Origin of the sequence: Gordonia heveisoli, from assembly GCF_030315745.1 — a bacterium.
Classification (GTDB): domain Bacteria; phylum Actinomycetota; class Actinomycetes; order Mycobacteriales; family Mycobacteriaceae; genus Gordonia.
Genome location: NZ_JASXSH010000007.1, coordinates 158,580 through 169,744 on the forward strand (window position 1 = coordinate 158,580; position 11,165 = coordinate 169,744).

The following is an 11,165-nucleotide window of genomic DNA, read 5'->3' on the forward strand; positions in this document are numbered from 1 at the left end:
CCCGTTGCCGGGCGGCCGCATGCGTAATCGCCTGCGCCGCCGGTTCCTGTCCGAGGAACTGTCCGAACGTCCCGACCACGCATTGGTCGGCATCATCCGGATTCCCGAACTACAGCAGAGTCCCGGCTGGGCGATCGGTAAGCGTGTCGTATTCGCCGTGATCGCCCTGTTCTTCACCGCGGTGCTGGTCTATCTCGACCGCGACGGCTACCGCGACGTCCAAGAGGATCAGCTGTCCTTCCTGGACTCGCTGTACTACTCGGCGGTGACCTTGTCGACCACCGGATACGGCGACATCACCCCGTTGAGTCCGTCGGCCCGACTCCTGAACCTGCTCATCATCACCCCGCTGCGCGTGCTGTTCCTGATCGTCCTCATCGGTACCACCCTGGAGGTGCTGACCGAACGGTCGCGGCAGGCGCTCAAGATCCAGCGTTGGAGGAACAGCGTGCGCAACCACACCGTCGTCATCGGGTACGGCACCAAGGGCCGCACCGCGGTCGACGCGATGATCGGCGACGGCATCAAGCCTGCCGAGATCGTGATCGTCGACGCCGATGCGAGCGTTCTGGAGGCGGCCGCCGCCGACGGATTGGTGACCGTCCGTGGCGACGCCACCAAATCCGATGTGTTGCGGCTGGCGGGGGTGGCCCACGCGACGAGCATCGTGGTGGCCACCAACCGCGACGACACCGCGGTGCTGGCCACCCTGACCGCTCGGGAGATCAATCCACGAGCAAAGATCGTCGCCTCGATCCGGGAGTCGGAGAACACCCATCTGATGCGGCAGTCCGGCGCGAACTCGGTGGTCGTCTCCTCCGAGACCGCCGGTCGGCTGCTGGGTATCGCCACCATGACCCCGTCGGTGGTGGAGGTGATCGAGGATCTGCTGACCCCCGATGCCGGCTATGCGATCGCCGAACGCGAGGTCGAGCCCGGCGAGTCCGGCGGGTCGCCCGCCCATACCCGCGACATCGTGCTCGGTGTGGTGCGCAACGGCGTGCTGCGCCGCGTCGGCGATGCCGAGGTGGAGCAGATCGAGGTCGGCGACCGGTTGCTCTATGTCCGTAAGGGGGCACCGGAATGAGCGGCCGATTCATCCTGCCCGAACCTCCGCTGCTGTCCCGGTCGGTCTTCGACCGGGCCGACGAGATCCGCGACGACACCGACCGGATGCGGACCGGCTGGACCTCGGCGAAGGTCCTGCTGGTCGACCCGGACGGGCGCTACCCGGTGAATGGCAACGGCGGGCTCCACTGGCTGGACGCGGCCACCGTCGCCGACGAGCCGCCCGCGGATGCGGTGTTCCTCGGCGTCCTCGACACCGACCGCTGGACGCGTCGCGTCGACCACATCGACGGCCCCACCGACGACGCGCGGCGCGGTGCGGCCCGGCTGTCGGCCGATGAGGCGGGCATCCTCGCGACCGCACTGGGCATCCTCAACTGGCACGCGTCGGCCCGGCATTCCCCGTTCGACGGATCGGCGACGGTACCCGCTCGTGGCGGTTGGGTGCGCCGCCATGTGGCGTCCGGGCGGGACGAGTTCCCGCGGACCGATCCGGCCATCATCACCGTCGTCCACGACGGCGCCGACCGCATCCTCCTCGGCCGTCAGGCGGTCTGGCCCGACGGCTGGTACTCGACGCTCGCCGGCTTTGTCGAGCCGGGGGAGTCCTTGGAGCAGTGCGTGATTCGGGAGGTGCACGAGGAGGTCGGCATCACCGTCACCGAACCGCGGTATCTGGGCAGCCAGCCGTGGCCGTTCCCACGGTCGCTGATGGTGGGGTTCGCCGCCCTCGGCAACCCCGACGACGAGCTGGCCTTCCTCGACGGTGAGATCGGTGACGCGCAGTGGTTCCACCGCGACGAGGTGCGCGCCGCGCTGGCCGCAGGCAGCGATTGGGTACGTTCGGATGCCGAGACGGCGCAACCGTCCGCCGCCGGCGAGGAACCGCGTCTGCGGCTGCCCGGATCCATCTCCATCGCGCGCACGATGATCGCCGCCTGGGCGGGCTGAACGGAGCGTCCGGGATCGTCGCCCGGGTTGCGGATCACAGTTGCTCGCGGGAACAACTCATCACCGACGTGGTGTTATGGGGGGCATGAGCAACGTGATCGATGACGAAGCAGGCTCGCGTACCTCCGAGACCGGCGAACTGACCATGTACACCACCTCGTGGTGCGGATACTGTGCGCGGCTGAAGACCGCGCTGCGTAGCAGTGGTATCGGATGGCAGGAGATCGACATCGAACTCAACCCGGATGCCGCCGAGTTCGTCGGCAGTGTCAACGGTGGCAACCATGTCGTGCCCACTGTCCTCTACGCCGACGGAACCACCGCCACGAATCCGTCGATCGCCGACGTCAAAGCCAAACTGGGTCGCTGAGACCGGGCGGCGCCGAACCGTCGGACGGCTTCGTCGGACCCGGATGCGATAGTGGGACGCGTGCCGAATTCGAGAGATGTCATCGTCGCGTCACCTACCGATGCCGACTCGATCACCGGTGGTCTCGACCCCGAACAGAGCGCCGCCGTGCTGGCGCCGCGCGGCCCGGTGTGCGTTCTGGCCGGCGCCGGAACCGGCAAGACCCGCACGATCACCCGGCGTATCGCCCATCTGATCGACAGCGGTCAGGTCAATCCGGGGCAGGTCCTGGCGGTCACGTTCACCGCGCGGGCGGCGGGCGAGATGCGTACCCGACTGCGGTCACTGGGGGTCGGCGGTGCCGGCGGCGGTGGCGCGGTCTCCGCGCAGACCTTCCACGCCGCGGCGCTTCGCCAGCTGCGCTACTTCTGGCCGCGGGCCTTCGGCGGTGCGCAGTGGGAACTGCTGGACAACAAGTTCCCGATCGTGTCCCGCGCCGCGCGCCGCGCCGGATTGGACACCTCTACCGACACCCTGCGTGACCTCGCCTCGGAGATCGAGTGGGCGAAGGCGTCGCTGATCGATCCCGAACGCTACGCCGAGGTCGCCACCAAGGTGGCCCGCGACACTCCCGCGCCACCGGCCCAGGTGGCCGCGGTCTACGGCCACTACGAGGACGCGAAGGTCTCCGCAGACGGCGACCGGCTCCTCGACTTCGACGATCTGCTGATCTACATGACCCAGATCCTCGTCGCCGAACCCGGTGTCGCAGAAGAGTTCCGGTCACGGTATCGCTGTTTCGTGGTCGACGAATACCAGGATGTGACGCCGGTGCAGCAGGGGTTGCTCAACGCTTGGCTCGGCGACCGCGACGATCTGACCGTCGTCGGCGACGCCAACCAGACCATCTACACCTTCACCGGCGCGACGCCGTCGTATCTGCTCGACTTCGGCAGGCGCTTTCCCGATGCCACCGTGGTCCGGCTCGAACGCGACTATCGCTCGACCCCGCAGGTCGTCGATCTGGCGAACCGGGCGATCGGCGCGGCCCGCGGCCGGATCGCGGGCACCCGGCTGCGCCTGGTGGGGCAGCGGCCGGCCGGTCCCGAACCGGTCTTCGCCGAGTACGCCGACGAACCGGCGGCGGCCACCGCGATCGTCGGCGAGATCAGCACACTCATCGACGCCGGGGTGCCTGCCGCCGAGATCGCGGTGTTGTACCGGGTGAATGCCCAGTCGGAGAACTATGAACAGGCGTTGACCGAGGCGGGCATCCCGTACCAGGTGCGCGGTGGGGAAGCCTTCTTCACGCGTACCGAGGTGCGGCAGGCGATGAAACAGCTCAACGCGATCGCCGGGCGCGAGATCCGGCCGGACACCGACGTCCCGACCGTGGTGCGCGCCATGCTCGGCGAACTCGGCATGACCGAGACGGAGCCGACCGGCGCCCAGGCCCGCAGCCGCTGGCAGTCCTTGCGCGCGCTCGCCGAGCTGACCGATGAACTCGTCGCGTCCGCCCCCGATCTGACGTTGGCCGACCTGTCCCGGGAACTGGCCGGCCGGGCCCAGTCCCGGCATCCACCGACCGTGCAGGGGGTGACGCTGTCGTCGCTGCATGCGGCCAAGGGACTGGAATGGGACGCCGTCTTCCTGGTGGGGCTGACCGATGGTTCGGTGCCGATCAGCCAGGCCATCAAGGCCTCGTGGGAGGAGATCGAAGAGGAGCGCAGGCTGTTCTACGTCGGGGTGACCCGTGCCCGCGAACATCTGCATCTGTCGTGGGCGCTGGCCCGAAACGAGGGCGGACGTCCCCGGCGCCGGTCTCGGTTCCTCAACGATCTGGTCCCCGACGACTCGCCGGCGTCGAAGGCGGCGCCGACCCGCAAACCTCGACGCGGCCCGGTGTGCCGGGTGTGTGGCTCCCGCCTGGTGGATTCGACGGCGACCCTGCTGGGCCGCTGCGCGGACTGTCCGTCCGATCTCGACGAGGATCTGCTGGTCGCACTCAAGGACTGGCGCCGGGACCGGTCGGCGGAGAAGAAGGTGCCCGCCTTCGTGATCTTCTCCGACAAGACGTTGCTGGCCCTCGCCGAGCAGCGGCCCACCGACGACGCCGGGCTGGTGTCGATTCCGGGCATCGGTGCCCAGAAGCTGGCCGAGTATGGCGAAGAATTGATAGGCCTCATCAAAACCGCAGGTCAAAAATAGGTTGTGCGAACCCGGGACGCACATTTACCCTTGTTCAGGTCAGCAGCGGGTGAGACCTATGTGCTCATCCTCCACATACACGGGAACCGTCGGAACGGGACCTTCGAGACAGAAAGGAGCGGAACAGTGAACGGAATCACCAAGGTCGAGGCAGTGAGCGGCGTCCAGATTCATCGTCTGGTCGAGCCGATCGCCAAGCCGATGGCAGCGCCATGTCGTGTGTCGGTCATCGAAGCGCATTCTCGTCGCAACCGCTCCTGGATCGCGGTAGCAGCGAAGCGCCCGAAGACCCTCCGCCCGGCCGGCCTCCATCTCGGCGCCGCAGACCTGGCAGATGCCGCCGATATGGCCAGCGCGGTAGCGCGAGCGCCGCAGCGATTCCCCGTGTATCGCGAAGAGCGTACGGAGTAACCGACTCCTTACCTCTCCACCCCACTCAGGGTCACGGGCGAATCGCAGCAGGCGAACCCGTGGCCCTCTTTTCGTGAACCGGTTCGGATAACCGTCATCCCCAGCGATGACTTGTCATCCGCCGCCGCTCCGCATCGAGGGACTTCGGGTCGAAGACCGAAGAAAACCAACAGATGTGGAGACCGCAATGACTGTCGAATGCGTACTCGAATCGTGTATGACGGCGGACCGCTCGATGTCCGTCCGGCTCGACCTGCCCTGCCAGGTCGCCGACGCCGATCTGTGGTTCGCCGATGATCCCCGTGACCTCGAGCGAGCCAAGGCGTTGTGCCTGGACTGCCCCCTGCGCAGTCAGTGCCTGGAGGCAGCCATCGATCGCGCCGAGCCCTGGGGGGTGTGGGGTGGCGAGATCCTCGAGCGAGGCGCGGTCATCGCCCGCAAGCGGCCGCGTGGACGGCCGCGGAAGAATGTGGCCTGAGAACAGACCGGTCGTGACCCGAGCATCGGGGCACGACCGGTCTGTCGTCGTCGGTGCGGATTCAGTCGCCGAGTCCGGGCACCCACCGTTCCATGATCTCGCGGTAGGGGGCATGTGCCTCGAGCTGTGACGCGATCCCCACACAACCGCCCAGCACGCGGAAAACCATGACGAACTGCTTGGGTACGTTGAGATTTCGCGACGTCTTGTACACATCACCGCGCACGTCGGTTGCCTTGCCCGCCGCCCGCTGCATCCATTTGCGGGTGAAGTGGAACGACTCGGTGTACAGCGGATCCACATACGGCTTGAGGTAGGCCTCGATATCGGTGGGGGCCACCTTCGCCGCGTGGGAGGCGCGAATGAAATCGGCCTTGACCATCAGCGCTTTGAGCTCGGGATACTTCTTGTCGCGCGCGAGCCGCAGGATCGGTCCGGTCTCGGGTGGCAGACCGTCGGGGTAGTGTCCGACCGCGCCGAAGTCGAGGACACCGAACCGGCCGTCGTCGGCGATGAAGAAGTTGCCCGGATGCGGGTCGCCGTGCAAGAGCCCGACCCGAAACGGTGAACTCACTTCGAACTCGGCCATTTTCGCGGCCGCATCGTCGCGGGTCGCCTGATCGCCGGTGGTGATGATCTTCGACAGCGGCGTGCCGTTGACCCACTCGGAGACAACCACCTTGGGTGCACTCGCGACGACCTTGGGGATGAGGAAGTTCGGGTCCCCGTCGAAGGCCTTGGCGAATGCGCGCTGATTCTCGGCCTCGCCCAGATAGTCGAGTTCGGCCTCGGTGCGGTCGATGAGTTCGTCCATCATCGACTTCACATCGGTTCCGGGAGAGAGCTTCTGCATCAGACCCGACATCCGCGACAGCGTCTTGAGGTCGGCCTTGAGGGCGTGGTCGGCGCCCGGATACTGCACCTTCACCGCCACCGTCCGGCCGTCGGACCAGACGCCCTTGTGAACCTGGCCGATGCTCGCCGCCGCAGCCGGGGTGTCGGAGAAGTCCTGAAAGCGTTCCCGCCAGCGTGTGCCGAGTTGCTGGTCGAGGACTTTGTGAACCTTGTCGGTCGCCATCGGCGGAGCTTCGGCCTGCAACTTGGTGAGGGCTTCGCGGAAGGGTTCGCCGAACTCGTCGGGGATGGCCGCTTCCATGATGGACAGGGCCTGGCCGACTTTCATCGCGCCGCCCTTGAGTTCACCGAGGACGGAGAACAACTGCTCGGCGGACTTCTCCAAGAGCTCCTGGTTGACTTGGTCTTTGTCTTTGCCGACCATTCGCTTGCCCAAACCCGCAGCAGCACGGCCAGCCATTCCGATGGGGAGAGACGCCAGCTTCGCGTTTCGCCGACCCTGCCCCCGGGTGATGTCGGTCATAGCATCCTTTCCGGCTCAAGAATAGATGACGGACCCTCATATTCGGCCACCGGGCGGCATTCACACAGTGGATGCGGCGGCCAGTGTTTGGTTTCCAGCCGGACCGGGTCGGAACCGAATTCGATGGCATGGTCGACCAGCTGGGGAAGTGGCTGGTGGCCGTGGTCGACGACGACGCGCAGGGCGGCGTCGAGACGCTCGATCTGGAGGTGGGCCAGCGCGGCGGTGGCGCGGATGGTCGCCGACGAGGCGGCGCCGGGACGGCGGATGAGTTGTGCCGCCAGCAACGGCCAGTCCGGATCGAGTGCGGTCCGGTACCGGTCGGCACAGCGCAGACAACTCGACAGGCCCGGTAGCACGAGTGGGCCGACGATGCCGACGCCGTCCCGCACGCGCACCTGCAAATGCGGGATCCGCCCGCGGGTCAGGCCGTCGATGACGGCCGGGTCGTGCACTAGATAGTCGGTGAGGAGCACCAGATTGGCCTGCCACGATGCGATGGCGCCCGGCTGCGGGCGGCGGGCGGTGCGCCGGGTGCAGACGCCGGTGTCCGACAGGGAGGTGGAGATCAGGTCGGCCAGTGGGCCCTGCCCGTGGATGTGGACCCGCAGCGGTACCGGCCCGCGCGTGCCGCCGGAGCTGGTGCGGGTACGGCCCAGCGACGTCAGCCGGGCGAGGATCTCGTCGAGGTCGGCCCGGCTGAGTCCGGTGGCCTGGACACGCCGGGTCAGTTCGTCGGGGCGGCACGGCTGTTGCAGACCGCGCAGCAGATCGGCCACCTGCGCGGCGGCCACACGGGGATCGACGTCGACGATCAGGCTATGTGCCGGGTCGGTTCCGATGTGCACACTGTTGTTGGGCCGCACCAGGATTGGTGTGTCGGGTGTGATCATCGGCGACGGGCGAGTTCTCACCATGGCCGAACTCTGCCAGAAAAACGGGACCGCGATCGGGGATCGTCGCAGTTATCCACAGACCACGGCGATGGCGCTAGCGAGGGCCGTCGGTTTGCTCGCCGTCGGTCTTGCCGTTGTCGTCATCAGACTGGTCGGTTCCCGTGCGATCGGTCTCATCCGACTGTTTGTGATCCCGCTTGGTGTCCTCACCCTCGCGTTCGGCGGCAAGGGTGCGCTCCAGTGCGGCGATCGGATCGTCGAATGCGCTGTCCCCGCCGATCACTCGGTCGATGAAGGCGGCCGGGGCGTCGATGTCCTCGCCGTCTGGCATCAGGTCGGGGTGATCCCAGATGTGGTCGCGGGTGGCGACATCGGAGGCGTCGAGCAGTCGCTTCCACAGGTCGGCGGCTTCGCGGACCTTACGAGGACGCAGCTCGAGTCCGACGAGCGTGGCGAAGGTCTGTTCGGCGGGTCCTCCGGTGGCGCGGCGCCTGCGCATGGTCTCGGTCAGTGCGCCGGTGCTCGGGAGCCGGTCGCCGAGCGCGGTGGTCACCACATGTTCGACCCAGCCCTCGATGAGTGCCAGCAGTGTTTCGAGTCGTTTGAGCGCCGCCTGCTGCTCGGGGGTGGTGGTCGGTTCGAAGGAGGCCGACGAGCTGATCAGTTCTTCCAGCTTCCCCGGGTTGGAGAACAGTTCGGCCGGATCGATGTTCTGGGTCTGCTCGGCGATGCCGGAGAAGTCGATGCTGATGCCGCGCGCATACTCCTCGACGGTCGACAGCAGACGTTGCCGCAGCCAGCCGACGTGGGTGAACAGCCGCAGATGGGCGGCCTCACGGGCAGCCAGGAAGACGATGATCTCCTGGGCCGGCTGGCCGAGGCCGTCGGCGAACTTCGCGATCGCCTCGGGCAGCAGGACCGCGATGCCCTCGGGGGCGAGTGGCAATCCGATGTCGGTGGAGGTCAGCACCTCTTTGGCGAGGTGTCCGAGTCCCTGGCCCAGCTGGGTACCGAAGGCCATCCCGCTCATCTGGGTCAACATGCCCAACATGGGGCCGGCGAACTGCGCGGCCTCCGCGGGCAGATTGTCCTGCCAGGTGCGGGCGAGCTGCTCGGCCACCGGATTGCACAATCCCTTCCAGGTCGGCAGGGATTGTTCGAGCCATTGCACCGGCGTCCACGCCACCGCCTGCGAGACACCCGACGGCAGGGTGGTGGCGTCGTCGAGCCACACGTCGGCCAGCCGTACCGCGTCGGCGACCGCGCTGTTCTCCTTGTCGAGAACCGGCGTGAACGACCCGATATGCTGACGCGCGAGGTTGGTGGCGACGTCGTAGTTGACCGGACCCGAGCCGCGGCCACCGCTCATCCCGGCGCCCATGCCGCTGAGCATGCTGCCCAGCTGGGAGAACATCTGTCCGAGCGCGGCCGAGTCGAAACCCGACGCGTCGAAGCCGGATGCACCGAATCCCTCTGGCCCCAAGGCGAATCCGAATGGGTTGGTAGCTCCGGCCGGATCGTTACGCGCGGCATCGTCCGGGTTGCTCTTGGCGGCATCGGACTGGTCGCGGCGGTCGTCGTCGTCATCGGAAGACGAGAAGCCGAAGGGCAGGTCACTCATGTCTTCCAGGTTACCGTCCGATTCGCCGGCCCTGGGGCCGGCGAGTGTTCGCCTTGCGCGTAGTCGGCTCAGGGACGTCGGCCGGGGAAGCACGCTCGGGGGTGCTGCGGTGCACTATCGTGAGCGGAATGAGATCGCAGGCCGATATCCGGCGGATCGCGACCATCGGCGTGACCACTCTGGTGCTGATCGGGCTGCTTCTGCTGGGGACGATGGCACAGGTGCCCTTCGTCGCGATGGGACCGGGACCCACCGTCAACACCCTCGGTGACGTCGACGTGGCGATGCCGGACGGGAAGGTTGTCTCCAAGCCCGTCATTCAGATCGAGGGAGCACCGGTCGATCCGACGACCGGCAATCTCAATCTGACCACCGTCGCGGTCTCCGACGGACTGTCGCTGTTCGAGGCGATCGGCCGCTGGGTGCAGGGCGATTACGCACTGCAACCGCGTGAGCGGGTGTATCCGTCGGATCGGTCCACCGAGGACGTCCATCGTGAGAACGCCGCACTGATGAGCAGTTCCGAGGAGAACGCCACGCTCGCGGCCCTGCATTTCCTCGGTAAGACCAAGCTGGTCGTCGGGTCGGTGAGCAAGGGTGGCCCGTCGGATGGGGTGCTCCGCGTCGACGACCAGATCGTGCGGGTGGCGGGGACGCCGGTCAATGAACGTGCGGCCGCGGTGGAACTCCTCAAACGTGCGGGGGCCGGTAAGCCGGTCGCCGTGGACGTTATCCGGGGCGGTACCCCGACGACGGTGACCGTGGTCCCGGCCGCGACCGGGGAGAACGGCACCCCGCAGCTGGGGATCGGTCTGACGCTGCGCAACGCCGACCCGGCGTTGAAGATCACCTTCACGGTGGGCGACATCGGGGGGCCGTCGGCCGGTCTGATGATGTCGTTGGCGGTCGTGGACAAGCTGAGTACCGGTGAGCTGACCGGCGGCAAGTTCGTCGCGGGAACCGGGACCATCGATCCGGACGGTGATGTCGGCGTGATCGGTGGCATCACCCACAAGACGCGGGCGGCTCGCGACGCGGGGGCCACCGTCTTCCTGGTGCCGGAGGGCAACTGCGCCGAAGCTGCTTCCGACCGGCCCGATGGCCTTGAACTGGTCAAGGTGTCGACGTTGAACGGCGCGGTGGATTCCCTGAACACCATCACCAGGGGCGGCCAGGTCCCGCACTGCTGACCAGGTTGCGCGGCCGAACTCAGATGTCGGGTGCGAAGGTCGCGGCCAGCGCGTCGCGGAGTTCGACGGCCAGTTCGGGGTGGGTGAGCAGTTCGTCCGCGGCACCGTCGTCGGCGGATGAACCGTCTGCCTCGGGGTAGAGCCGCATCACCGCCAGCCGTGGACCGTCGCGCAGGACGCCGACCGCCAGCCGGGCACTCCGTCGATCACCGGCGTCGTCGACGTCGTCCTCGGGTCGGGCCGGACGGGGGGTGCCGGGCTCCCCGGGTTTGGGCGGCACGACGACGATGTCCATGCTGATCGCCGCCCCCACCACCTGCTCGGGCCAGGCTGCCCGGGCGAGGAAGTCGTCGAGGTCGTCGATCTCCTGCAGGATCGGACTGAGTTCGGAGGTGTCGTCCTCGGCGACCGCGCCTGGTTCGAGTTCGGCGAGCAGACGGGTCGAGACCAGCGCGAATACCGTGCGGTCGGAACCGGCATCGGCGTCCGCGGTGTGGTCGATGATGTCGCGTAGTGCCGCGCCGAGTGCGTCTTGAGAGAACCCCTGGATGCTCACTCGGCTCATCTTGCCTCCTGCACCGGGTGGTGATCCAGCCCGCCCCGATCGCCTCCGGG

General features: G+C 67.5%; 11 protein-coding genes. 7 read left to right on the forward strand and 4 right to left on the reverse strand.

Annotated elements, in window-relative coordinates; genetic code table 11:
• The first annotated feature begins 19 nt into the window (after nt 1-19).
• The 6 genes from QSJ18_RS08600 to QSJ18_RS08625 all read left to right on the forward strand — a co-directional run bounded on the left by QSJ18_RS08600 (nt 20) and on the right by QSJ18_RS08625 (nt 5,465).
• Nucleotides 20-1,087: a potassium channel family protein gene (locus QSJ18_RS08600; protein WP_286325948.1), complete on the forward strand. Its 1,068-nt coding sequence runs from the start codon at nt 20-22 to the stop codon at nt 1,085-1,087.
• Nucleotides 1,084-2,019 (forward strand): NAD(+) diphosphatase, encoded by a 936-nt coding sequence (gene nudC / locus QSJ18_RS08605; protein WP_286325949.1) that lies wholly within the window; start codon nt 1,084-1,086, stop codon nt 2,017-2,019. Before QSJ18_RS08600 ends, nudC begins: the two co-directional genes overlap by 4 nt.
• An 85-nt stretch (nt 2,020-2,104) precedes the next feature.
• Nucleotides 2,105-2,389: a mycoredoxin gene (locus tag QSJ18_RS08610; RefSeq protein WP_286325951.1), complete on the forward strand. Its 285-nt coding sequence runs from the start codon at nt 2,105-2,107 to the stop codon at nt 2,387-2,389.
• Nucleotides 2,390-2,449: 60 nt separating this feature from the next.
• Nucleotides 2,450-4,576 (forward strand): ATP-dependent DNA helicase UvrD2, encoded by a 2,127-nt coding sequence (locus QSJ18_RS08615; protein WP_286325952.1) that lies wholly within the window; start codon nt 2,450-2,452, stop codon nt 4,574-4,576.
• A gap of 126 nt (nt 4,577-4,702) precedes the next feature.
• The gene (locus QSJ18_RS08620) at nt 4,703-4,987 is read left to right on the forward strand and encodes a hypothetical protein (protein WP_286325953.1); all 285 of its coding nucleotides are present in this window, start codon (nt 4,703-4,705) and stop codon (nt 4,985-4,987) included.
• Nucleotides 4,988-5,174: 187 nt separating this feature from the next.
• Nucleotides 5,175-5,465: a WhiB family transcriptional regulator gene (locus tag QSJ18_RS08625; RefSeq protein ID WP_286325954.1), complete on the forward strand. Its 291-nt coding sequence runs from the start codon at nt 5,175-5,177 to the stop codon at nt 5,463-5,465.
• 61 nt (nt 5,466-5,526) lie between these two features.
• Here QSJ18_RS08625 and QSJ18_RS08630 read toward each other — a convergent pair whose 3' ends face one another.
• The 3 genes from QSJ18_RS08630 to QSJ18_RS08640 all read right to left on the reverse strand — a co-directional run bounded on the left by QSJ18_RS08630 (nt 5,527) and on the right by QSJ18_RS08640 (nt 9,360).
• Nucleotides 5,527-6,843 carry an ABC1 kinase family protein gene (locus QSJ18_RS08630; RefSeq protein WP_286325955.1) on the reverse strand — a complete coding sequence of 439 codons (1,317 nt, stop codon included), beginning with the start codon at nt 6,841-6,843 and terminating at the stop codon, nt 5,527-5,529.
• Nucleotides 6,840-7,760, reverse strand: a complete 921-nt coding sequence (locus QSJ18_RS08635; RefSeq protein ID WP_286325956.1) for a hypothetical protein — start codon at nt 7,758-7,760, stop codon at nt 6,840-6,842. Before QSJ18_RS08635 ends, QSJ18_RS08630 begins: the two co-directional genes overlap by 4 nt.
• Nucleotides 7,761-7,833: 73 nt before the next feature.
• Nucleotides 7,834-9,360, reverse strand: a complete 1,527-nt coding sequence (locus QSJ18_RS08640) for a zinc-dependent metalloprotease (protein WP_286325957.1) — start codon at nt 9,358-9,360, stop codon at nt 7,834-7,836.
• Nucleotides 9,361-9,488: 128 nt separating this feature from the next.
• Here QSJ18_RS08640 and QSJ18_RS08645 point away from each other — a divergent pair, with 128 nt between their 5' ends.
• Nucleotides 9,489-10,550 (forward strand): YlbL family protein, encoded by a 1,062-nt coding sequence (locus QSJ18_RS08645; protein ID WP_286325958.1) that lies wholly within the window; start codon nt 9,489-9,491, stop codon nt 10,548-10,550.
• Nucleotides 10,551-10,569: 19 nt separating this feature from the next.
• On the opposite strand, the gene QSJ18_RS08650 is transcribed toward QSJ18_RS08645, so the two are convergent.
• A complete protein-coding gene (locus QSJ18_RS08650; RefSeq protein ID WP_286325959.1) occupies nt 10,570-11,115 on the reverse strand; it encodes a PPA1309 family protein in 546 nt (181 codons plus the stop codon).
• Between the last annotated feature and the right edge of the window lie 50 nt (nt 11,116-11,165).